The organism is Kitasatospora sp. NPDC057904 (assembly GCF_042887925.1).
Lineage (GTDB): Bacteria > Actinomycetota > Actinomycetes > Streptomycetales > Streptomycetaceae > Kitasatospora.
Window position 1 is genome coordinate 197955 of sequence record NZ_JBHVOL010000013.1, and the last position, 25896, is coordinate 223850.

1 protein-coding gene (cut by a window edge) is annotated in these 25896 nt (G+C 77.4%); it reads right to left on the reverse strand.

Annotation, left to right across the window (positions count from 1 at the left end; translation table 11 throughout):
• Nucleotides 1–25896, reverse strand: the 3' portion of a protein-coding gene (locus tag ACFVSN_RS29605; RefSeq protein WP_387956888.1) for a type I polyketide synthase. It continues 2145 nt past the right edge of the window; only the last 25896 of its 28041 coding nucleotides appear in the window; its start codon lies beyond the right edge, outside the window; its stop codon occupies nt 1–3.

The window sequence follows — 25896 nt, forward strand, 5'->3', positions numbered from 1 at the left end:
TCAGTCCTGGGCGTGGTCGGGGTCGTTGCGCAGGGCGGCCTGCACCAGGTCGTCGAGGTCCATGGCGTCGATGGCGTCGGCCTCCTCGGCCTCCTGGGCATCCTGGGCGGACGCGCCGTCGGCGAGCCTCAGCAGCGCGTCCAGGACCCCGCTGCGCCGCAGGCGGTCCAGCGGGACGGACTCGACGAGCGCCCGCAGGCGGTCTCGCTCGGGGTCCCCCGGCTCCACGGCGTCCCCGTCACCGGCCAGCAGGCCGAGCAGGTGCGCGGCGAGCTCGGTCGGGCTCGGGTGGTCGAAGACCAGCGTCGGGGACAGGTCGAGGCCGGTAGCGGCGCCGAGCCGGTTGCGCAGCTCGATCGCGCCGAGCGAGTCGAACCCGAGGTCGCGGAAGGCCTTCTCGGGGCCGACGGCCTCGATGCCGGGCAGTCCGAGCACCTCGGCCGCGCGTCCGCGCACCAGCCCGAGGAGGGCGGCGGAGCGGCGGGCCGGGCTGAGCGCGGCCAGTTCGGCGCGCAGCTCGCGGCCGTTCCCGTCGTCCTCGCCCGAGCTCTGCACGTCGGCGTAGCCGGGGAGTTCGGCGAGCAGCCGGCTCGGGCGGACGGCGGTGAAGGCGCGGACGAAGCGCTCCGGGTCGACGTCGGCGACCAGGGTGGTCGGCGCGGTGTCGAGGACGGCGCGGCGCAGCGCGGCGACCGCGACGGCCGGGTCGAGCGGCCGGATGCCGGTGCGGCGGGCGGCCTCGCCGGCCCGGGTGTCGGCGGCCATGCCGCCGCCGGCCCAGGCGCCCCAGGAGAGGGAGGTGGCGGCGAGTCCGTCGGCGCGGCGGCGTTCGGCGAGGGCGTCGAGGACGGCGTTGGCGGCCGCGTAGTTGCCCTGGCCGGGGTTGCCGACGGCCGCGGAGGCGGAGGAGAACAGGGCGAAGACGGCGAGGTCGTGGTCCCTGGTCAGCTCGTCGAGCAGGAGCGCCGAGGTGGCCTTGGCGCGGTAGACGTCCTCGAAGCGGTCGAGGGTGAGGCCGTCGATGACTCCGTCGTCGAGCACTCCGGCGGCGTGGACCACGGCGGTCAGCGGGTGCTCGGCGGGCACGGCGGCCAGGACGGCGGCGAGCGCCTCCCGTTCGGCGGCGTCGCAGGCCGCGAGGGTGACCGCCGTGCCGGTGGCGGCGAGTTCCTCGCGGAGCTCGGCCGCCCCGGGGGCGTCCGGGCCCCGGCGGCTGAGCAGCACGAGGTGCCGGGCGCCGGCGGCGGCGAGGCCGCGGGCGACTTCGGCGCCGAGGGCGCCGGTGCCGCCGGTGATCAGGACGGTGCCGGTCGGGTCCCAGTCCGCCGGATCGCTCACGGATCCGCCCGGTGTGGCGGCCAGGCGCCGGCCGAGGACCCCGGCGGGCCGGACGGCCAGCTGGTCCTCCCCGTCCGGGTCGGCGAGGACGGCGGCGAGCAGGGCCGCGGTGCGCCGGTCGAGGATCGCGGGCAGGTCGATCAACCCGCCCCAGCGCTGCGGGAGTTCGAGCGCGGCGACCCGACCGAGGCCCCAGACGGCCGCCTGGGCCAGGCCGGTGACGCGGTCGCCGGGGGCAGCCGCGACGGCGTCCCGGGTGAGGCACCACAGGGGTGCGCCGATCCGGGTGTCGCCGAGGGCCTGCACCAGCGCGGCGGTGCGGACGAGCCCGGCGGGGACGGAACCGTCCACGGACTCGTCGAGCGCCAGGAGGGACACCACCCCGGCGATCTCCTCGGCCGCGTAGGGAAGTTCGGCGAGCTGCTTGGCGAGACCGGCCCGGTCGGCGTCGGCCTCGACGGTCAGCCGGACGGCGTCCGTACCGAGCGCGGCGAGGACCTCGTCGGTCCACGCCGGGTCGCCGTCGCCGGCGGGCACGACGGCGAGCCAGGTGCCGGCCGGGGCCGCGGCACGCGGCCGGTCGAGCGGCTTCCAGACGATCCGCCGGCGGCGGGCGTCCACGGCGGCCTGCTCCTCGCGCCGGTCGTGCCAGTCGCGCAGGGCGGGGAGCACCTGGGCGAGGGCGTCGCCGTCGACGTCCAGGGTGCCGGCGAGCGCGTCGAAGGACGCGGTGCGCAGCGCCGTCCAGAACTCCCCGTCCGAGGCGGACGGAGACGCACCCGGGGACGCCGCCGAGGCGAACGACTGCTCGGGCCAGTAGCGCTGCCGCTGGAACGGGTAGGTGGGCAGGTCGACCCGGCGGGCGCCGGTGCCGGCGAAGACGGCCGCCCAGTCCGGCGCGAGCCCGTCGGTGTGCAGGCGGGCGACGGCGGCGAGCAGGGTCGTGCGTTCGTCGCGGCCGTGGCGCAGCGCGGTGGCGGTGACCACCGGGCGGGCCGGGTCGGCGTCCTCGGCCGTGTTGGCCTGGACGAGTGCGGACAGCACGCCGTCCGGGCCGAGTTCGAGGTGGCGGCGCACGCCGCGGGCGGTGAGGGCGGCGACGCCGTCGGCGAAGCGGACGGCCTCGCGGACGTGGCGCACCCAGTACCGCGCCCCGAGCTCCGCCCCGGTGCCGCCGGTGACGACGTCGCCGGTCAGGTTGGACACGAGCGGGATGCGCGGGGCGGCGTAGGCGATGCCCCGGGCGGTCCGCTCGAAGTCGTCGAGCATGGCGTCCATGTGTACGGAGTGAAACGCATGGCTCACCCGCAAACGCCTAGTCCTGCGTCCGTCGGCGGCGAATCCGGCGGCGATGCGCTCGACGGCGTCGGAGTCTCCGGAGAGGACGACGGCGCGCGGGCCGTTGACGGCGGCGATGGAGACGCCGTCCGTCAGCAGCGGCAGCACCTCCGCCTCCGTCGCCTCGACGGACACCATCGCTCCCCCACCGGGGAGTTCGGACATCAGCCGAGCCCGAGCAGCCACCAGCGAGCAGGCATCCTCCAGCGAGAACACCCCCGCCACGTGCGCCGCAGCGATCTCACCGATCGAATGCCCGACCACGAAATCGGGCCGCACACCCCACGACTCCACCAGCCGGAACAACGCCACCTCCAGCGCGAACAGCGCCGGCTGCACATACCCCGTGTCATCCAGCAGCGCGGCCTCCGCCGACCCCTCCACCGCGAACAGCACCGGGCGCAGCGGCCCGGCCAGCCGTCCCTCGAAACCGGCGAGGACGGCGTCCAGCGCGTCGGCGAACACGGGGTGGGCGGCGTACAGCTCCCGCCCGGCGCCGGGGCGCTGCGAGCCCTGGCCGGGGAAGAGGAAGGCGGTCTTCCCGCCCAGGGCCGAGCCCTGGACGAGCTGCGGCGCGGCCTGGCCGTCGACGAGGGCGTGCAGGCCCTGCGCCAGCTCGGCGCGGTCGGCGGCGAGCACGGCGGCCCGGTGGTCGTGCAGCGTGCGGGTGGTGGCCAGCGAGTGGCCGAGGTCGCGGACCGCCAGCTCCGGGTGCGCGGCGAGGTGGCCGAGCAGCAGGGCGGCCTGCTCGCGCAGCGCGGCGGGCGTCGCGGCGGAGAGCGGGACGGGCAGCGGCCGGTCGTCCGGGCGCTCCTCGGCCGGCTCGGCCGCGGGCGGCGCCTCGACGATGACGTGGGCGTTGGTGCCGCTCGCGCCGAAGGCGGAGACGCCCGCCCGGCGCGGGTGGCCGGTGGCCGGCCACGCGGTCTCCTCGGTGAGGAGCTCGGCGGCGCCGGCCGTCCAGTCGACGTGCGAGGACGGCGTGCCGACGTGCAGCGTGCGCGGCAGCACGCCGTTCTGCATCGCCAGCACCATCTTGATCACGCCTGCCACGCCGGAGGCCGCCTGGGTGTGGCCCAGGTTCGACTTCAGCGCGCCGATCAGGACGGGCCGTTCACGGTCCTGGCCGTAGGTGGCGAGGAGCGCCTGGGCCTCGATCGGGTCGCCGAGCTTCGTGCCGGTGCCGTGCGCCTCGACGGCGTCGACCTCCGCGGGCGTCAGGCCCGCGTTGGCCAGGGCGCGGCGGATGACGCGCTGCTGGGACGGGCCGTTGGGCGCGGTGATGCCGTTCGACGCGCCGTCCTGGTTGATCGCGGAGCCGCGCAGGACGGCCAGCACGCGGTGGCCCCGGCGCTCGGCGTCCGAGAGCCGCTCCACCACCAGGACGCCGACGCCCTCGGACCACGCGGTGCCCTCGGCGGCGTCGGAGAAGGTGCGGCAGCGCCCGTCCGGGGACAGCGCCCCCATCTCGCCGAACTCGACGAACCCGACCGGGCTCGACATCACCGTCACGCCGCCCGCCAGGGCCAGCGAGCACTCGCCCGACCGCAGGGCCTGGGCGGCCAGGTGCAGGGCTACCAGCGAGGACGAGCACGCGGTGTCCACGCTGACCGAGGGCCCTTCCAGCCCGAGGGTGTAGGAGAGCCGGCCGGACAGCAGGCTCGCGGACTGCGCGGTCTCGACGTGCCCGAGCTGGCCGATGGCCGGCCGGTAGTCGCCGCTGCCGCCGCCGATGAACACGCCGGTGTCGCCGCCGCGCAGGCCCGCCGGATCGATCCCGGCGCGCTCCAGCGCCTCCCATGCGGTCTCCAGCACGAGCCGCTGCTGCGGGTCGACGACCATCGCCTCGCGCGGGGAGACCCCGAAGAAGGCGGCGTCGAACTCGGCCGCGTCGTACAGGAACCCGCCCTGCTGGGTGACGCTGCGCCCGCGCCCGTCGCGGTCGCCGTGGGCCAGCCGGTCGAGGTCCCAGCCGCGGTCCGCCGGGAACGGGCCGATCGCGTCGGCGCCCTCCCGCAGGAGCCGCCACAGGTCCTCGGGCGAACGGACGCCGCCCGGGTAGCGGCAGCCCATGCCGACGATCACGATCGGGTCGTCGGTGTCCGCGGCGACGGCCGAACGCTCCGGCTCCTGCGCCTCGTCGAAGAGTTCGGCGCGGAGGTGGGCGGCGAGGGCGGCCGGGGTCGGGTAGTCGAACACGAGGGTCGCGGGCAGGCGCAGACCGGTCGCGGTGGTGAGCCGGTTGCGCAGGTCGACGGCGGTCAGCGAGTCGAAGCCGAGGTCCTTGAACGGGTGCCCGGACGGCACGTCGTCGGCGTCGGCGTGACCGAGCACGGCCGCCGACTCGGCCCGGACGATCGCCAGCAGCGCCTCGGTGCGCTCGGCCGCCGACCGCTCGCGCAGACCGGCGCGCAGCCTGTCAGTGCGGCTCGCGGTCTCCTCCTCGGGCTCCGCGGCGACGCGGGCCTCGGGCAGGTCGGCGAAGAGCCGGGTCGGCCGGGTTTCGGCGAAGGCGGGCGCGAAGCGCTCCCACGCCACGTCGGCGACGGTGACGGCGGAGCCGTCGAGGGCGGCGGCGAGGGCCGCCAGGGCGCGGCCGGGGGCGACGGGCGGCAGCCCGTTGGCCCGCAGGTGCGCGGCCAGCGAGTCGGGCGTGCTGCCCGCCCAGGCGCCCCAGGCGACGGCGGTGGCGGCCCGCCCGGCGGCGCGGCGGGACTGGGCGACGGCGTCCAGGAGCGCACTGGCGGCGGCCTCGTCGGCCCGGCCCTTGACGCCCCAGGTGCCGGCGATCGACCCGAACAGCACGTAGGCGTCGAGCTCCCGGTCCGCGAGCGCCTCGTCGAGCGCCGCGAGGTCGGAGAGCAGGCCGGAGAGGTGGTCACCGGGCTCGCCGGAGCGGCCGGTGTAGAGGACGGCGGAGAGGTCCGGCAGCTCGGGGAGGGAGTCACCGGGAGTGCCGACGACGAGGGTCAGGTCGGTACCGGACTCGCCGAGCTCGGCCCGCAGTTCCATCCCATCCACGCCGATCCGATCACCGGCCGCATCGAGCACCCCGGCCGCATCGGGCGACTCGTCGCCACGCGCACCGGCCACCGGCACCGACTCTCCCGTCAGCACCACCACGTGCTCGGCACCCGCCTGGGCGAGCCAGCGGGCCGTCGGGGCCGCGTGGCCCTCCGGGTCGCCGACCACCAGGACCGTGCCGCGCGGGGTCCACGGCCGTGCCGTGTCGGCCGTCGTGGCGCGCACGAGCCGGCGGGCGAAGGCCCCGGCCGTACGCAGCGCCAGCTGGTCCTCGCCATCGCCCGCGGCGAGCAGCGCCCGCAGCCGGGCCGCCGTACGGGCGTCGTCGGGCGCCTCCGGCAGGTCGATCAACCCGCCCCAGCCCTCCGGGTGTTCGAGCGCCACCACCCGGCCGATGCCCCAGACCGCCGCCTGCGCGGCGTCCTGCGGGGCCTCGGTGTCGCCGACGGCGACGGCGCCGCGGGTGAGGCACCACAGCGGGGCCTCGACGCCGGCCTCACCGAGGGCGGCGAGCAGGGCGTCCGGCCGGGCGAGCCCGGTGGGCACGCCGCCGGAGGCGGCGAGCAGGGACACCACCCCGGCGATCGGCCCGGCGATCGGGGCCAGACCCACGGCGTCGACCGTCACCCGCTCCACATCCGCGCCCAGCGCGGCGAGCACCGCGGACGTCCAGGAGTCGTCCTGCCCCTCCGCCACGAGCGCCAGCCACGTCCCCGGCAGGGCGTCCGGCCCGGCAGGAGCCGCGTACGGCTTCCAGACCGCCCGGTAGCGCAGCCGGTCCGCGTCCGTCCGCTCGGTCCGGCGGCGGCGCCACGCCGAGAGGGCGGGTAGCAGCGCGCCGAGCGACGTGTCGTCGTCCAGGCCCAGCGTCGTGCCCAGCGCAGCGGTGTCGGCGCGCTCGACGGCGGACCAGAACGCGGCGTCCGCCGGGTCGCCGGCGGCGACGGGCTCGGGTGCGCGCTCGGGCCAGTAGAGCTCGCGCTGGAACGGGTAGGTGGGCAGGTCGACCCGGCGGGCACCGGTGCCGTCGAACAGCCGCGTCCAGTCGACCGGCACGCCCGCGACGTGCAGGCGGGCCAGCGCCGTGACCAGGGAGTGCTCCTCGGGCCGGTCGCGGCGCTGCAGCGCGGCGACGGGGCCGTCCACGGTCCGCTGGACGAGCGCCGACAGCACGCCGTCGGGGCCGAGCTCCAGGAAGGCGGTGGCACCCGCCTCTTCGAGCGCCCGGACGCCGTCGGCGAAGCGGACGGTCTCGCGGACGTGCCGCACCCAGTACTCGGGCGACTCGACGCCGTCGGCGAGCGCGCCCGTCAGGTTGGAGACCAGCGGGATCGAGGGCGCCGTGTACGCGAGCCCGTCGAGGACGGCCCGGAAGCCGTCCAGCATCGGCTCCATCAGCGGGGAGTGGAAGGCGTGCGAGACGCGCAGGCGCGTGGTCCGCCGGTCGGCGAAGTGTGCCTCGATCGCGGCGACGCCCTCGGCAGCGCCCGACACCACCACGGACGTCGGACCGTTCACCGCCGCGATGGAGACGAACTCGCCCAGCAGCGGGAGGACTTCGTCCTCCGAAGCCTCCACGGCGAGCATCGCTCCACCCTCCGGGAGCGCTTGCATCAGCCGGCCGCGCGCAGCCACCAGGGCACACGCGTCCTCCAGCGAGAACACCCCGGCGACGTGCGCCGCCGCCACCTCGCCGATCGAGTGCCCGGCCACGAACTCCGGCCGCACGCCGAGCGATTCGACGAGCCGGAACAGCGCCACCTCGACCGCGAACAGCCCGGCCTGGGCGTACTCCGTCCGGTTCAGCGGCTCCGCGTCGTCGCCCCACACCACGTCGCGCAGCGGCCGGTCCAACAGCTGGTCCAGCCGTGCGCAGACGCCGTCGAAGGCCTCGGCGAACACCGGGAAGCGGGCGTACAGCTCCCGTCCCATGCCGAGCCGCTGCGAGCCCTGCCCGGAGAAGAGGAACGCCGTCGAGCGCTCTCCCGCCACCCCGCGCGCGACCTCCGCACCGTCCAGCAGCACCGCCCGGTGCCCGAGGAGCGCACGCCCGGCGGCCAGCGAGTGGGCGACGTCCAGCGCGGACGGCCCGTCCACGTCGGCGAGGCGCGCGAGCGAAGCGTCCAGCGCGGCCTCCGACTTGGCGGAGACCACCCACGGCGCCGCGCCCACGGCCGACACCGAACCGGCTGCCTCAGGATCGGCAGGCGCCTGCTCCAGCAGGACGTGCGCGTTGGTGCCGCTGACGCCGAAGGCGGAGACGCCGGCCCGGCGCGGACGGCCGGTGGACGGCCAGTCGCGGGCCTCCGTCAGGAGCTCCACGGCGCCGGCCGTCCAGTCGACGTGCCGGGAGGGCGCGTCGACGTGCAGCGACTTCGGCAGTTCCCCGTGCTGCATCGCGAGCACCGTCTTGATCACGCCGGCGGCGCCCGCGGCGGCCTGGGTGTGGCCGAGGTTGGACTTCACCGAGCCGAGCAGGAGCGGGAGTTCGCGGTCCCGTCCGTAGGCGGCCAGCAGGGCGTGCGCCTCAATCGGGTCGCCGAGGGCGGTGCCGGTGCCGTGCGCCTCGACGGCGTCGACCTCGGCGGCGGTCAGGCCCGCGTCGGCGAGGGCCGCGCGGATCACCCGCTGCTGGGCCCGGCCGTTGGGGGCCGTCAGCCCGTTCGAGGCGCCGTCCTGGTTGACGGCGGATCCGCGCACGACCGCGAGCACCGGGTGCCCGTTGCGCCGCGCGTCCGAGAGCCGCTCCAGCACCAGGACGCCCGCGCCCTCGGACCAGGCGGTCCCGTCGGCGGCGTCGGCGAAGGGCTTGCAGCGGCCGTCGGAGGCCAGTCCGCCCTGCGCGGTGAACTCGACGAAGGCGTCCGGGCTGGACATCACCGAGGCGCCGCCGGCCAGGGCCAGCGAGCACTCCCCGGCGCGCAGCGCGCGGGCGGCCAGGTGGAGCGAGACGAGGGCGGAGGAGCACGCGGTGTCGACGGTGACGGCCGGGCCCTCCAGACCGAGGGTGTAGGAGAGGCGGCCGGACAGGACGCTCGCCGTGTTGCCGGTGGCGGCGTGGCCGCGGACGTCGGCGGTGCCGCGGCGCAGCACGGTCAGGTAGTCCTGCCCGTTGGTGCCGACGAAGACGCCGGTGTCGCTGCCGCGCAGCCGGTCGGGGGCGATGCCGGAGCGCTCCAGGGCCTCCCAGGAGGTCTCCAGGAGGAGGCGCTGCTGGGGGTCCATGGCGAGGGCTTCGCGGGGCGAGATGCCGAAGAAGCGGGCGTCGAAGCGGCCGACGCCGTCGAGGAAGCCGCCGTGGAGGGTGGCGGAGCCGCCGCGGCCGAGGGCGTCGAGGTCCCAGCCGCGGTCGGCGGGGAACGGGCGGATGGCGTCGGCGCCGTCGCCGAGCAGCCGCCAGAGGTCCTCCGGGGACTCGATGCCGCCGGGGAAGCGGCAGGCCATGCCGACGATGACGACGGGGTCCTCCGAGACGTCCCGCGGGGCCGGGGCCCGGTCGGGTTCGGGGAGGGTGCCGAGGAGTTCGGCGAGGAGGTGGGCGGCCAGGTCGGCCGGGGTCGGGTGGTCGTAGACCAGGGTGGCGGGCAGGCTCAGGCCGGTGGCGGCGGTGAGGGCGTTGCGCAGTTCGACGGTGGTGAGGGAGTCCATGCCGAGGTCGGTGAAGGGCTGGTCGGCGCCGACGCGTTCGCCGCCCGCGTGGCCGAGGACGGCCGCGACGCGGGTGCGCACGAAGTCGAGGACGAAGCGCTCCCTGGCCTGCTCGGACAGTTCGGCGAGGCGCTGCCGCAACCCGGACTCCGGGGCGGCCGCGGCCGGCCGGCCGGCCGCTCCGGCCAGCGGGGCGATCAGCGGGACGGGCCGCTGCGCGGTGAAGACGGCGGCGAAGCGCTGCCAGTCGATGTCGGCGACGGTGAGCGCGGTGTCGTCGTGGTCGAGGGCGTGTCCGAGGGCGGTCAGGGCGCGCTCGGGCGCCATCGGGCCGTAGCCGCCGCGGCGCACCCGCTGTTCGACGCCGGCCCCGGCCATGCCGTCGCCCGCCCACGGGCCCCACGCGATGGCGGTGGCCCGCAGGCCACGGGCGCGGCGCTGCTCGGCGAGGGCGTCCAAGGAGGCGTTGGCGGCGGCGTAGTTGGCCTGACCGGCGGCGCCGATGGTGCCCGCGGTGGAGGTGAAGAGGACGAAGGCGGCGAGGTCGGCGTCGCGGGTCAGCTCGTCGAGGTGGTGCGCGGCGTCGACCTTGGGACGGAACACCTCGGCGAAGTGCTCGGCGGTCAGGGTGTCGAGGGTCCCGTCGGCGACGACGCCGGCGGTGTGGAAGACCGCGGTGAGCGGCCGGTCGGCGGGGACTGCGGCCAGGACGGCCGCGAGGGCGTCCCGGTCGGCGGCGTCGCAGGCGGCCAGGGTGACGTCCGCGCCGAGCGCGGCGAGGTCGGCGCGCAGTTGCTCGGCGCCGTGGGCGTCCGCGCCGCGGCGGCTGAGCAGCAGCAGGTGCGGGGCGCCCTGGGCGGCGAGGCGGCGGGCGAGCTGCCCGCCGAGGCCGCCGGTGCCGCCGGTGATCAGGACGGTGCCGGCGGGTGCGTACGGCCGGGTGGCCGGGCGCCCGCCCGACGGGTGGCCCAGCGGGTGAGCCAGCGGGTGGCGCACGAGGCGCCGGGCGAAGGTGCCGGAGGCGCGGACGGCGAGCTGGTCCTCGCCGTCGGTGCGGGCGAGCGCGGCGGCCAGGCGGCGCAGCGCGGTGTCGTCGAGCTGCTCCGGCAGGTCGATCAGCCCGCCCCAGCGGGTGGGCAGTTCGAGGGCGGCGGAGCGGCCGAGGCCCCAGACGGCGGCCTGCCGGGGGTCGGCGGGCCGGTCGGAGCGGCCGGTGGCGACGGCGCCGCGGGTGAGGCACCACAGCGGGGCCTCGACACCCGCCTCGCCGAGGGCCTGGACGGCGGCGACGGTGGCCGCGAGCGGGTCGTCGCCCGGGGCGGCCGGGGAGCCGAGGGCGAGCAGGGACAGGACGCCGGTGACGTCACCGAGCTCCGCCTCGCGCAGCTGTGCGGCGAGCGCGGCCCGGTCGGTCGAGGCCCGGAGAACCACCCCGTCGACCAGCCCGTCCGCCCACGGCGCGTCGTCCGACGCGAGCACCAGCCAGCGGCCGGAGGGCCGGGCCGCGGCGTCGCCCGTCGCGTCGAGCGGCGTCCAGGAGGCGCGGTAGCGCCAGGCGTCCACGGTGGTGCGCTCGCGGCGGGCGCGGCGCCAGGTGGAGAGGGCGGTCACGGTGTCGGTGTCGAGGTCCAGCCCGGCGCCGAGCGCCCCGAGGTCGCCGCGGTCGACGGCGGCCCAGAACTCGGCGTCCACCGGGTCGGAGCCCGCCGACGGGACGGGCCGGGACTCCGGCCAGTAGCGCTCCCGCTGGAACGGGTAGGTGGGCAGGTCGGCGCGGCGGGCGCCGGTGCCGGCGAAGACGGCCGCCCAGTCGAGGCGCAGGCCGCCGACGGCCAGCCGGGCGAGCGCGGCCGTGAGGGCCGGCGCTCCGGGCCGGCCGCGGCGCAGCGCGGGCACGCCGGTGAGGCGGGCGCCGTCGCCGAGGGTGTCGCGGGCGGCGGCGGTGAGGACGCCGTCCGGGCCGAGTTCGAGGAAGGCGGCGGCGCCGTGGCCGGCGAGGGCCTGGACGGCGTCGGCGAAGCGGACGGTGCCGCGCACCTGCCGGGCCCAGTAGTCGGGTGCGGCGAGCTCGTCGGCGGTGGCGGGGGCGCCGGTGACGGTGGAGATGAGCGGGATCGCCGGGGCGTCGTAGGTGAGCGTGGCGGCGACGCGGGTGTAGGCGTCGAGCATCGGCTCCATGTGCGGCGAGTGGAAGGCGTGCGAGACGCGCAGGCGCTTGGTGCGCCTCCCGGCGAACTCCCCTGCGATGCGGAGGACTTCGTCCTCGTCGCCCGCGAGCACCACCGCCGTGGGCCCGTTGACGGCGGCGATGGAGACGCCGTCCGTCAGCAGCGGCAGCACCTCCGCCTCCGTTGCCTCGACGGACACCATCGCTCCCCCACCGGGGAGTTCGGACATCAGCCGAGCCCGAGCAGCCACCAGCGTGCAGGCATCCTCCAGCGAGAACACCCCCGCCACGTGCGCCGCAGCGATCTCACCGATCGAATGCCCGACCACGAAGTCCGGCCGCAGACCCCACGACTCCACCAGCCGGAACAACGCCACCTCCAGCGCGAACAGCGCCGGCTGCACATACCCCGTGTCATCCAGCAGCGCGGCCTCCGCCGACCCCTCCACCGCGAACAGGACGTCCCGGACGGGCCGTTCGTAGCCGAGGTCGAAGCGGGCGAGGACGGCGTCCAGCGCCTCCGCGTACACCGGGTACCGGTCGTACAGCTCCCGGCCCATGGCCGGGTACTGGCTGCCCTGACCGGTGAACAGGAAGGCCAGGCCGCCGCCGACCGCCCGGCCGGTGACGAGGGCGGCGTCCGGCAGGCCGTCGCGCAGGGCGGCGAGGGCGCGCTGGAGCTCGGCGCGGTCGCCGGTGGTGACGGCGGCCCGGTGGTCGAGCGCGGTGCGGGTGGTGGCGAGGGAGAACGCCAGGTCGGCGAGCGGCAGTTCGGGCCGCTCGTCGAGCGCGGTCAGCAGTCGCACGGCCTGGGCGCGCAGGGCCTCGTCGGTGCGGGCGGACAGCGCGAAGGGCACGGTGTCGCCGTCCGCCGGCGCGGCCGGGACCGCGGCGGCCGGGGCCTGTTCGAGGATCACGTGCGCGTTGGTGCCGCTCAGCCCGAAGGAGGAGACGGCGGCACGGCGGGCCCGCCCGGTCTCGGGCCAGTCGCGCGCCTCGGCGAGGAGCTCGATGGCGCCCTCCGTCCAGTCGACGTGCGTGGACGGCCGGTCGATGTGCAGGCTGGCCGGGAGCACGCCGCTGCGCAGCGCGAGCACGGTCTTGATGACGCCGGCCACCCCGGAGGCCATCTGGGTGTGGCCGATGTTGGACTTCACCGAGCCGAGGAGCAGCGGCAGTTCGCGGTCCTGGCCGTAGGTGGCGAGCAGCGCCTGCGCCTCGATCGGGTCGCCGAGCTTCGTGCCGGTGCCGTGGCCCTCGACGGCGTCGACCTCGCCCGGGGCGAGCCGGGCGTTGGCGAGCGCGGCGCGGATCACGCGCTGCTGCGCGGGCCCGTTGGGCGCGGTGAGGCCGTTGGAGGCGCCGTCCTGGTTGACGGCGGAGCCGCGCAGGACGGCGAGCACCGGGTGGCCGAGCCGCTCGGCGTCGGAGAGGCGCTCGACCAGGACGAGGCCGACGCCCTCGGCGAGGCTCATGCCGTCGGCGGCCTCGGCGTAGGCCTTGCAGCGGCCGTCGACGGCCATCGCGCGCTGGCGGCTGAAGCCGACGAAGGCGTTGGGCGTGGCCATGACGCTGACGCCGCCGGCGAGGGCGAGCGAGCTCTCCCCGTTGCGCAGCGACTGGCAGGCCAGGTGCAGCGCGACGAGCGAGGACGAGCACGCGGTGTCGAGCGTGACGGCCGGGCCCTCGAATCCGAAGGTGTAGGAGAGCCGGCCGGACAGGACGCTCGGGATGGTGCCGGTGACGAGGTGGCCCTCGGCGCCGTCCTGGGCGGAGTCGCCGGGGCTGTAGTCCTGGTAGCTGGCGCCGATGAAGGTGCCGGTGAGGCTGCCGCGCAGGGCGGACGGGTCGAGGCCGGCGCGCTCCATGGCCTCCCAGGCCGTCTCCAGGAGGAGACGCTGCTGCGGGTCCATGGCGAGGGCCTCGCGCGGGGAGATGCCGAAGAACGCGGCGTCGAAGTCGGCGACGCCCTCCAGGAAGCCGCCGCGCACCGAGTAGGTGCGGCCGGGCGCGTCCGGGTCCGGGTCGTACAGCCCCTCGGTGTCCCAGCCGCGGTCCGCCGGGAACTCGGTGATGGCGTCGCCGCCCGAGGTGACGAGCCGCCACAGGTCCTCGGGCGAGGCGATCCCGCCGGGGTAGCGGCAGCTCATGCCGATGATGGCGATCGGCTCGTCCGGCGCGGCGCCCGCCACCGTGGCGGCGGGGCCGCCGACGGCGGCGCCGGCGATCTTCTCACGCAGGAAGCGCACCAGGGCGAGCGGGTTGGGGTGGTCGAACACGAGGGTGCTGGGCAGCGTGAGCCCGGTCGCGGCGGCCAGCCGGTTGCGCAGGTCGACGGCGGTCAGCGAGTCGAAGCCGACGTCGCGGAAGGCCCGCTGCTCGGACAGCACGTCCGGCGAGGCGTGGCCGAGCGTGGTGGCCGCCTCGGCCCGGACCAGGTCCAGCAGCCGGCGCTCCTGCTCGGCGGCCGGCAGGGTGCGCAGCCGGGTGGCGAACTCGCCGTCCCCGGCGGGGCGTTCGGCGGCCTCGGCGAGCCGGCGCACCTCGGGGACGTCCTCGAACAGGGCGGTCGGGCGGCCGGAGGTGAAGACCGGGTGGTAGCGCTCCCAGTCGACGTCGGCGATCGCGAGCACCTGCTCGTCGGCGTCCAGGGCCTGGCGCAGCCCGTCCAGGGCGAGCGAGGGGTCCATGAAGACCAGGCCGCTGCGCCGGATCTGGCCCGGGTCGACGCGGCCGAGCTTCAGGTCGTCGGACCAGATGCCCCAGGAGATCGCGGTGGCCCGGCCGCCGCGGGCGCGGCGGTGCTCGGCGAGCGCGTTGAGGTAGGCGTTGCCCGCGACGTAGGCGGCGTGCCGGCCGCTGCCCCACATGCCGGCGGTGGAGGAGTACAGCACGAAGGCGTCGAGCTGGTCGTCGGGCAGGAGCTCGTCGAGGTGGCGGGCGCCGGCGGTCTTGGCGTGCAGGACCTTGGCGAAGGCCTCGTGGGTGGTCTCCTCGATCGACAGCAGCTCGATGACGGCCGCGGTGTGCACGACGGTGCGCACCTCGTGGCCGGCGGCGGCGAGCTCGGCGAGCATCCGCGCGACGGCGTCGCGGTCGGTGAGGTCGCAGGCGGCCATCTCGGCCGCGCAGCCCGCGGCGGCGAGCTCGGCGAGCAGTTCGGCGGCGCCCGGCGCGGTGGCGCCGCGGCGGCTGGTGAGCACGATCCGCTCGGCGCCCTCGGCCACGAGGCGGCGGGCCAGGTGCGGGGCGAGGGTGCCGGTGCCGCCGGTGATGAGCACGGTGCCGCGCAGCGGCCCGGCCTCCCGGCGGGCGGCGGCCTCGGCGCGCACGATGCGGCGGGCGTAGGCGCCGGAGGGGCGGATCGCCACCTGGTCCTCGTCGCGGGCGGCCAGCACGGCGGCCAGCCGCTCGCCGGCGCGCCGGTCGAGCGCGTCGGGCAGGTCGACGACGCCGCCGAAGCGCTGCGGGTGCTCCAGGGCGGCCGTCCAGCCGAGGCCGTGGACCTGCGCCTGCACCGGGTTGGCGACGGCGTCGGTGCGCCCGGCGGCGACGGCGCCGCGGGTGACCAGCCACAGCGGCGCGTCCTGCCCGGCGTCGCCCAGGGCCTGGACCAGGGCGAGCGTGAGCGCGACGCCCTCGGGCAGGGCGGGGTGGCGCTCGCTCGGCCGCTCGGCGGTGGCGAGCAGGGAGACGATGCCCGCGAGTTCGCCGTGCGTGAGCAGCGCGGCGAGGCGCTGCCGGTCGGTGCAGGCGTCGTCCAGGACGAGCCGCTCGACCGTCGCGCCGTGCGCGGTCAGCGCCTCGGCGATGTCCTCACCTGCGGCGGCCTCGCCCTCGCCGTCGCCGTCCCGAGCGGTGACGAGCAGCCAGGTGCCGTCCAGGCGGGCGGTCGCGACGGTCAGCGGCTTCCACGTCGCCCGGTAGCGCCAGGAGTCGAGCGTCGAGCGCTCCCGCCGGCGGCGGTGCCAGTCGGACAGCGCGGGCAGCACCGGTGCGAGCGCGCCGCTGTCGATGCGCAGCCGGGCGGCCAGCGCCTCGACGTCGGCCTCCTCGACGGCGTTCCAGAACTCGCCGTCCTCCGGCTCCCCGCCGGGGCGCGGCGCGACGGCCCACAGGTGCTCGTGCTGGAAGGCGTAGGTGGGCAGCGGCACGCGGCGCCCGCCGGCGGTGCGGGCGGACCAGTCGGCCCGGCCGCCGCGGACGAAGGCCTCGGCGAGCGAGGCGAGGAAGCGGTCGGTGCCGCCCTTGTCGCGGCGCAGGGTGCCGACGGCGGTGGCGCGGTCGCCGCGGTCCTCGGCGGTGGCCTCGATCGCCATGGTGAGCACGGTGTGCGGGCTGACCTCGACGAACAGGCCGTGGCCCTGCGCCATCAGCTCCCGCACGGCCGGGTCGAAGCGGACCGGGTTGCGCAGGTTGCGGTACCAGTAGCCGGCGTCCATGGCGGTGGTGTCGAGCCAGTCGCCGGTGACGGTGGAGAAGAACGGCACCTCGGCGGCGCGCGGGCGCACGGGGGCGAGGTCGGTCAGCAGGTCGTCCCGCAGGAGTTCGACCTGGGCGGAGTGCGAGCCGTAGTCCACGCTGATCCGCCGGGCGCGCAGGCCCTCGGCCTCGAACTCGGCCATCAGTTCGTCGAGTTCACCGGCCGGACCGGCGACGACGACGGTCCGCGGCCCGTTCACGGCGGCCACGGCGAGCCCGTCGAAGCGCGAACGCAGCCGCTCCTCGGCCTCCTCGGCGGACAGCGGCACCGAGACCATCCCGCCGGAGCCCGCCAGGACCCGGCCGATGAGCCGGCTGCGCAGGGCGGCCACCCGGGCGCCGTCCTCCAGGGAGAGCGCCCCGGCGACGACGGCGGCGGCGATCTCGCCCTGGGAGTGGCCCACCACGGCGTCCGGGTGGATGCCGTGGGCGCGCCACAGGTCGGCGAGGGCCACCATGACGGCGAAGGTCGCGGGCTGGACGACGTCGACCCGGTCCAGCGCGGGCGCGCCCTCGGCCTGGCGCAGCACGTCGAGCAGCGACCAGTCGACGTGCGCGGACAGGGCCGCCGCGCACTCGGCGATGCGCTCGGCGAACACCGGCGACTCGTCGAGCAGCCGGGCGCCCATGCCGGCCCACTGGGAGCCCTGGCCGGGGAAGACGAAGACGGTGCGGCCGCCGTCCTCGGCGAGGCCCTGGACGGCGTTCGGCGCGGAGGCCCCGGCGGCGAGCGCGGCGAGGCCCTCGCGCAGTTCGGCGGGGTCGGCGCCGAGCACGACGGCGCGGTGCTCGAAGAGGGCGCGGGTGGTGAGCAGGGTGTGGGCGACGTCGTGCGGGCGAAGGTCCGGCTCGGCGTCGAGGTGCTCGGCGAGGCGTGCGGCCTGCGCGCGCAGGGCGGCGGGGGTACGGGCGGAGAGCACCCACGGCAGGACGCCGCCGGGCGCCTCGACGAGCGGAGCCGGGACGGCGACCGGCGCCTCCTCCAGCACGACGTGCGCGTTGGTGCCGCTGATGCCGAAGGAGGAGACCGCGCAGCGGCGGGTGCGCTCGCCGGCCGGCCACGGCGTGGCCTCGTCGAGCAGGGTGACGGTGCCCGGCGTCCAGTCGATGTGCGAGGACGGCTCCCCGGCGTGCAGGGTGGCCGGGAGCACGCCGTGGCGCAGCGCCTGGACCATCTTGATCACGCCGGCGACGCCCGCCGCCGACTGGGTGTGGCCGATGTTGGACTTGACCGAGCCGAGCAGCAGCGGACGCTGCGGGTCGCGGTCGCGCCCGTAGGCGGCCTGGAGGGCCTGGGCCTCGATCGGGTCGCCGAGGGCCGTGCCGGTGCCGTGCGCCTCGATGGCGTCGACGTCGTCGGGGGTGAGGCCCGCGTTGTGCAGGGCCTGGCGGATGACGCGCTGCTGGGAGGGCCCGTTGGGCGCGGTGAGCCCGTTGGAGGCGCCGTCCTGGTTGATCGCGGAGCCGCGGATGACGGCGAGCACCTCGTGGCCGTTGCGCTCGGCGTCGGAGAGCCGCTCCAGGACGACGACGCCGACGCCCTCGGCGAGGGTCATGCCGTCGGCGGCCTCGGAGAAGGCCTTGCAGCGGCCGTCGGCGGCGAGGGCGCGCTGGCGGCTGAAGGCGATGAACGCGTTCGGGTTGGTCATGACGGTGGCGCCGCCGGCGAGCGCGAGGGAGCTCTCGCCGCCGCGCAGCGACTGGCAGGCCAGGTGCAGCGCGACGAGCGACGAGGAGCACGCGGTGTCGACGGTGACGGCCGGGCCCTCCAGGCCGAACAGGTAGGCCAGGCGCCCGGAGAGCACGCTCGGGCTGGTGCCGGTGACGGCGTGCCCGGCGGAGCTGTCGTCCATGCCGAGCCCGTACTCCTGGTACGTGGACCCGATGAAGGTGCCGGTCGCGCTGCCGTGGACGGAGGTCGGGTCGATGCCCGCGGATTCGAGGGCCTCCCACGTGGTCTCCAGCAGCAGGCGCTGCTGCGGGTCCATGGCGAGGGCCTCGCGCGGGGAGATGCCGAAGAACGCGGCGTCGAACTCGCCGGCCTCGTGCAGGAACCCGCCCTGGGTGGAGTAGGTGCGGCCGGGGGTGTCGGGGTCGGGGTCGTAGAGGCCGGTGTCCCAGCCGCGGTTCTCCGGGAACTCGGAGATGGCGTCGGTGCCCTCGGCGACGAGCCGCCACAGCTGGTCGGGGCTTCCGGCGCCGCCGGGGAAGCGGCAGCCCATGCCGACGATGGCGATCGGCTCGTCCGGGTCGGCGGCGGCGACCGGCGGCGCCGTCACGTCCTGCGGCCCGTCGAGCAGTTCGCCGCGCAGGAAGGCGGCGAGCGCGACCGGCGTCGGGTGGTCGAAGGCCATCGTGCTGGGCAGCGGCAGGCCGGTCAGCGCGGCGAGGCGCTTGCGCAGCTCGACGGCGGTGAGCGAGTCGAACCCGGCGTCGCGGAAGGCGCGCTTCTCGGGCACGCCGTCGACGGAGCCGTGGCCGAGCACGGCGGCGGCCTCGCGGCGCACCAGGTCGACGAGCAGGCGGTCGCGCTCGGCCGCGGAGAGGCCGCGCAGGCGGCGGACGAGGTCGGAGGCGGCCCCGGCGTCGGCGGCGGCGCCGCGGGCGAGGGCGCGGACCTCGGGCAGCTCGTCGAACAGGACGCTCGGCCGGGCGGCGGTGAAGACGGGGGCGTAGCGCTCCCAGTCGACGTCCGCGACGGTCACGGCGACGTCGTCGTGGACGATCGCGCGGCGCAGCTCGGTGAGCGCGGTCTCCGGGGCGAGGAAGCGCAGGCCCTGGCGGCGCAGGCCGTCGGAGACGGCCTCGTGGGCGGCCATGCCGGCGCCGGCCCACGGGCCCCAGGCGATCGAGGTGGCGGTCAGGCCGCGGGCGCGGCGGTTCTCGGCGAGGGCGTCGAGGTAGGCGTTGGCGGCGGCGTAGGCGCTCTGGCCGGCGCTGCCCCAGATGCCGGCGACGGAGGAGAACAGGACGAAGAAGTCCAGGTCGTGGTCGGCGAGGAGGGTGTCGAGGTGGGCGGCGCCGTGGAGCTTGGCGGCGGTGAGCGCGGCGACCTCGGTGACCGGGGTGTCCGAGAGCGGGGCGGCCTGGCCGACGCCGGCGGCGTGCACGACGCCGGTCAGCGGGTGCTCGGCCGGGACGGCGGCGAGGACGGCGGCGAGCGCGTCGCGGTCGGCGACGTCGCAGGCGACGACGGCCGCGGTGGCGCCGTGCTCGGCGAGTTCGGCGACGAGTTCGGCGGCGCCGGGGGCGTCCGGGCCGCGGCGGCCGGTGAGCACGAGGTGCCGGGCGCCGCTGCGGGCCAGCCAGCGGGCGACCTCGGCACCGAGCGCGCCGGTGCCGCCGGTGACGAGGACGGTGCCGTCGGCGGTGAACTCCTCGGCGCGGGGCAGCTCGTCGACGGCGTGCCGCACCAGGCGGCGGCCGTAGGCCGCGCTGCCGCGCAGCGCGATCTGGTCCTCTCCCCCTCGGCCACCTCCGGCCAGGACACCGACGAGGCCCTGCACGGTCGGCGCGTCCAGCACCGGCGGCAGGTCGACCAGCCCGCCCGGCGCCTGCGGGCGCTCCAGGGCGGCGACCCGGCCGAGACCCCACGCGGCGGCCTGGACGGGGTTGGTGAGCGGGTCGGCGGGCCCGGTGGAGACGGCGCCGCGGGTGACGGTCCACAGCGGCGCGGCGGAGCGCAGGTCGCCGAGGGCCTGGGCGAGGACGACGCCGAGCGCGACGCCCGCCGGCAGGCCGGGCCCGGGGACGGGCCGGTCGGCCAACGCGACGAGCGACAGGATGCCGCTGAGCTCGCCGAAGTCCGCGATGCGGCGGGCGAGTTCGGCGCGGTCGCGGCAGTCCTCGCCGAGCGCCAGGCGCTCCAGGCGGGCGCCGTGGCCGCGCAGGGCGTCGAGGAGTTCGGCGTCGTCGACGGCCTCGGTGGTGACGACCAGCCAGGTGCCGTCCAGCACGGGCGCGGCCGCCGGGCGGACGGGCCGCCAGTGGACGCGGTAGCGGGCGGCGTCGAGCTGGGCCTTCTCGTGCCGGGTGCGGCGCCAGTCGGCGAGGGCGGGCAGGAGGGCGTAGAGGCCGGCGTGCTGTTCGTCGCGCAGGCCGAGCAGGCCGGCGAGTTCGGCGGCGCTGCCGCGCTCGACGGCGCCCCACAGCGCGGAGTCGGCCGGGTCGGCGACCGGGGCGGCCGCCTCGGGCTCGGCCTCGGGCCAGTAGCGCTCGTGCTGGAACGCGTAGGTGGGCAGGCCGGTGCGGCGGGCGCCGGTGCCCGCGTACAGCGCGGCCCAGTCCAGGGCGTGGCCGCGCACGTGGAGCGCGGCGAGGGCGAGGGCGGCGGTCCGCTCCTCGGGGCGGCCGGCGCGCAGCAGCGGGACGGCCGCCACGGCGCCGTGCTCGATCGGTTCGGTCTCGGCCAGGACCTCCTCGGCGAGCGCGGACAGCACGCCGTCCGGCCCGAGTTCGAGGAAGGTGGCGGCGCCGGCCGAGCGGGCGGCGCGGACGCCGTCGGCGAAGCGGACGGCCCGGCGGACGTGCTCGACCCAGTACTCGGGCGAGCACAGCTCCGCCTCGGTGGCGAGCTCGCCGGTGCTGTCGGAGACCAGCGGGATGGCCGGGGCGCGGAACTCCAGCTCCGCGACGGTGCGCCGGAACTCCTCCAGCATCGGCTCCATCAGCGGCGAGTGGAAGGCGTGCGAGACGCGCAGCCGCTTCGTCCGGCGGCCCTCGGCCGCGAACTCCCCGGCGATGCGCAGGACTTCGTCCTCCAGGCCGGAGACCACCACGGCCCGCGGCCCGTTGACGGCCGCGACGGACACGCCGGGCACCAGGCGCGGCAGCACCTCGTCCTCGGTGGCCTCGACGGAGACCATGGCACCGCCCTCGGGCAGCGCGTCCATGAGCCGGGCCCGGGCGGCCACGAGCGCGCAGGCGTCGGCGAGCGACAGCACCCCGGCGCAGTGCGCGGCGGCGATCCCGCCGACGGAGTGGCCGAGCAGCACGTCGGCGCGCACGCCGAGCGAGGCGACCAGGCGGAACAGCGCGACCTCGACGGCGAAGATCGCGGGCTGCGCCCAGCCGGTGCGGTTCAGCAGCTCTTCGTCGTCACCGTGGAGGACCTCGCGCAGCGGGCGCTCCAGCCGGGGGCCGAACTCGCCCAGCACCTCGTCCAGCGCCTCGGCGAACACCGGGTAGCGCTCGGCGAGTTCGCGTCCGGTGCCGAGGCGCTGGGCGCCCTGGCCGGCGAACAGCACGGCGAGCTTGCCGGCGCCGGCCTCGCCCGCGACCAGCCCGGCGGCGGACTCGCCCGCGGCGAGGGCGGCCAGGGGGGCGAGCAGTTCGTCGCGGTCGGCGCCGACGGCCACCGCGCGGTGGTCGAAGCCGGAGCGGGTGGTGGCGAGCGAGAGGCCGAGGTCGGCCGGGCTCGCCGCCGGGTCCGCGGTGGCGAACGCGCGCAGGCGGGAGGCCTGGTCGCGCAGCGCGGCCGGGCTGCGGCCGGCCAGCGGCCAGAGCAGGACGGGCTCCGCCACGGCGGGAACGGTGTCCCGCGAGACGACGGCCGGGGCCTGTTCGAGGATGACGTGGGCGTTGGTGCCGCTGAAGCCGAAGGAGGACACGCCGGCCCGGCGCGGGCGGCCGGTCTCCGGCCAGTCCGCCTCCTCGGTCAGCAGCTCCACCGCGCCCTCGTCCCAGTCCACGTGGGAGGACGGCTCGGCCGCGTGCAGCGTGCGGGGCACGACGCCGTGCCGCATCGCCAGCACCATCTTGATCACGCCCGCGACGCCCGCGGCGGCCTGGGTGTGGCCGAGGTTGGACTTCACCGAGCCGAGCAGCAGCGGGAGTTCGCGGTCCTGCCCGTAGGTGGCGAGCAGCGCCTGGGCCTCGATCGGGTCACCCAGGGAGGTGCCGGTGCCGTGCGCCTCGACGACGTCGACGTCGGCCGTGGCGAGCCCGGCGGTGGCCAGGGCCTGGCGGATGACGCGCTGCTGGGACGGCCCGTTGGGGGCGGTGAGCCCGTTGGAGGCGCCGTCCTGGTTGACGGCGGAGCCGCGCACGACGGCGAGCACCTGGTGCCCGTTGCGGCGCGCGTCCGAGAGGCGCTCCAGCGCGATCACGCCGACGCCCTCGGACCAGCCGACGCCGTCGGCCCGGTCGGAGAACGCCTTGCAGCGCCCGTCCGGGGCGAGGCCGCGCTGGCGGGAGAACTCGATCAGCGAGGTCGGGGTGGACATCACGGTGACGCCGCCGGCCAGGGCGAGGGTGCACTCGCCGGCGCGCAGGGCCTGCATGGCCCAGTGCATGGCGACCAGCGACGACGAGCACGCGGTGTCGACGGTGACGGCCGGGCCCTCCAGGCCGAGCGTGTAGGACACGCGGCCGGAGGCGATGCTGGGCGAGGTGCCGCTGCCCTGGTGGCCCTCGAAGCGCCCGCCCGCGAGCAGCGCGGAGTAGTCGTTGTACATCACGCCGGCGAACACGCCGGTGCGGCTGCCGCGCAGCGACACCGGGTCGATCCCGGCCCGCTCGACCGCCTCCCAGCAGGCCTCCAGCAGCAGGCGCTGCTGGGCGTCGGTGGCCAGCGCCTCGCGCGGGCTCATGCCGAAGAAGCCCGGGTCGAAGTCGGCGGCCTCGTGCAGGAAGCCGCCGAAGCGGGTGTAGCTGGTGCCGAGGTGGTCCGGGTCCGGGTGGTAGAGCGACTCGACGTCCCAGCCGCGGTCGGTGGGCAGGCCGGAGATCGCGTCGGTGCCCTCGCGCAGCAGGCGCCACAGGTCCTCGGGCGAGGCGACGCCGCCGGGGTAGCGGCAGCTCATGCCGACGATGACGATCGGGTCGTCGTCGGCCGCCGCCCGCACGGGGGCCGCGGCGGCCGGCGCCTGCGCGCCCGTCAGGCCGTCCAGGACGTGCCCGGCGAGGGCAGTGACGGTCGGGTAGTCGAAGACGACGGTCGCGGAGGTGCGCAGCCCGGTGGCGGCGCTCAGGCGGTTGCGCAGCTCGACGGCGGTGAGGGAGTCGAAGCCGAGGTCCTGGAACGGGCGGTGCGGGTCGACCTCGGCGGCGTCGGCGTGCCGCAGGACGGCGGCCACCTGGGCGCGGACCAGGTCGACGACCGCCTCGGTGCGGGCGCGCTCGTCCAGCCCGGCGAGCCGGCGGGTGAGGGCGCCGGCCGCCTCGGTGGCGGTCACGGCGGCGCGGCGGGAGGGGGTGCGGATCAGGCCGCGCAGGAGCGGCGGCACCTCGCCCCGGGCGCGCAGCGCCGGGAGGTCGAGGCGGACGGGCAGCAGGACGGCCTCGGGGCGGGCGAGGGCGGCGTCGAACAGCGCGGTGCCGTCGGCCGCGGAGAGCGCCGGGGTGCCGAGCCTGGCGAGGCGGTCGAGGTCGGCGTCGGTGAGCCCGCCGGCCATCCCGCCGGTCAGGCCGCCGACGGGGGCCCACGGGCCCCAGCCGAGCGAGAGTCCGGGCAGTCCGGCGGCGCGGCGGGTGCGCACGAGCGCGTCCGCGAAGGCGTTGGCGGCGGCGTAGTTGGCCTGGCCGGCCGCGCCGACGGTGCCGGAGAAGGACGAGAAGACGACGAACGCGGCGAGGTCGAGGCCGCGGGTGGCCTCGTGGAGGTGCCACAGGGCGTCGGCCTTGGGCCGCAGGACGGCGGCGAGCCGTTCGGGGGTGAGCTGCTCGACGACGCCGTCGTCGAGCACACCGGCGGCGTGCACCACGGCGGTCAGCGGGTGCCCGGCGGACACGCCCGCGACCAGGCGCTCGACGGCGGCGCGGTCGGTGAGGTCGCAGGCCTCGACCGCGACCTCGGCGCCCGCCTCGGCGAGCTGCGCCGCCAGGTCGGCGGCGCCCTCGGCCGCAGCGCCGCGGCGGCTCACGAGCAGCAGGCGGCGGACGCCGCGCTCGGCGACCAGGTGCCGGGCGAGGACGGCGCCGAGGCCGCCGGTGCCGCCCGTGATCAGGACGGTCCCGTCCTGGTCCCACGCGGCGCCGGCGCCGGTCGCGGCCACCGCGCCCGCGCGGGCCAGCCGGGCCGCGAGCACGGCGCCGCCGCGCACGGCCAGCTGCGGCTCGTCGCCGCCGAGGGCGCGCTCGGGCAGCGGGCCGCCCGCCGGGTCCAGGTCGACCAGGCCGAACCGGCCCGGGTGCTCGGCCTGCGCGGAGCGCACCAGGCCCCACACGGCCGCGGCGGCCGGGTCGGTGACCTCGTCGTCCGCCGTGGTGGCGACGGCGCCCCGGGTCACGAAGACCAGCCGGCCGTCCGTGTCCGCGGTGAGCCACTGCTGGACCCGGGCCAGGGCCAGGGCCGTCAGCGCGTGGGCCGAGGCGACCGGGTCGGCCGGGTCGCCCGCGAGCGGCACGAGCACCACCTCGGCAGGTCCCTCACCGACCGTCGGCAGCACGCCGAGGCCGAGCGGGTCCGCGTCCGGCACGGCCACCGAGGCGGGCGCCTGCGCGCCGCCGCGCGGCCGGGACCAGCGCAGCTCGAACATCGCGTCCCGCACCGGCCCGGCGCCCGCGCCGGCCAACGCCGGGAGCGCCCGCAGCAGCAGCGAGCCGACCGAGGCGACCGGGCCGCCCGCCGCGTCGGCGACCTCGACCGCGACCGAGTCGTCCCCCGTCGCGGACAGCCGCACCCGCACCACCGACGCGCCCGCGGCGTGCAGGCTGACGTCCTGCCAGGAGAACGGCACCCCGCCGAGCCCCAGGAACGCCGTCGCGTGCAGCGCCGAGTCCAGCAGCGCCGGGTGGATCCCGAACGCGCCGGCCTCGCCGCTCGCGCCCTCGTCCAGCGCGACCTCGGCGAACACGTCCTCGCCGCGCCGCCAGGCCGCGCGCAGCCCGCGGAAGGCCGGGCCGTAGTGGAAGCCCGCACCCGCGAGGCGCTCGTCCAGGCCGTCCAGGTCCAGCGCCTCGGCGCCGGCCGGCGGCCACTGCGTGAACTCCGTCGCAACAGCGCCCTGTTCGCCCGGCACGAGGATGCCGTCGGCGTGCTGCGTCCACGGGGCGTCCTCGTCGCCCTCGGGACGGGCGTAGACGCCGACGGTGCGCCGCCCGCTCGCGTCGGCCCGTCCGGCCCACACCTGCACCTGCACGCCGCCCTGCTCGGGCAGCGGCAGCGGCGCGGTGAGCGTCAGCTCCTCGACGCGTTCGCAGCCGACCTCGTCGCCCGCGCGCACGGCGAGCTCCAGGAAGGCCGTGCCGGGCAGCAGGACGGTGCCGTCGACGGCGTGGTCGGCCAGCCACGGGTGGGTGCGCAGCGAGAGCCGGCCGGTCAGCAGCAGGCCGTCGGTGTTGGCGAGCGAGACGGCGGCGGCGAGCAGCGGGTGGTTGGCCGAGCCGAGCCCGGCGGCGCGGACGTCGCCGGTGCGCGAGAGCGCGCTCTTCGGCCAGTAGCGCTTGTGCCGGAAGGCGTAGGTGGGCAGCTCGGCATGGCGGGCACCGGTGCCCTCGAAGTAGGCGTCCCAGCGCACCGGAACGCCGCGCACGTGCAGTGCGGCGAGGGCCTCGGTGAGCGCCTCGGTCTCGTCGCGGCCGGGGCGCAGCGCGCCGACAGCGGTCACCGGCTCGTCGAGAGCGCCCTGGGCGAGCGCGGCGAGGGCGCCGTCCGGGCCGAGTTCGAGGAACAGGGTGGCGCCGTGGCCGCCGAGCCAGCCGGTGGCGTCGGCGAAGCGGACGGCCTGGCGGGCCTGGTCGGCCCAGTAGCCGGCGGAGGTGAGCTGCTCGACGGTGGCGAGCGAGCCGGTGAGGGTGGAGACGATCGGGATCGCGGGCGCCTGCGGGTCCAGCGCGGCGACGACGGCGCGGAACTCGTCGAGCATCGGGTCCATGAGCGGCGAGTGGAAGGCGTGCGAGACGCGCAGGCGCCGGACCTTGCGCCCGAGTGCGGCGAAGTGCGCGCCGACGGCCTCCGC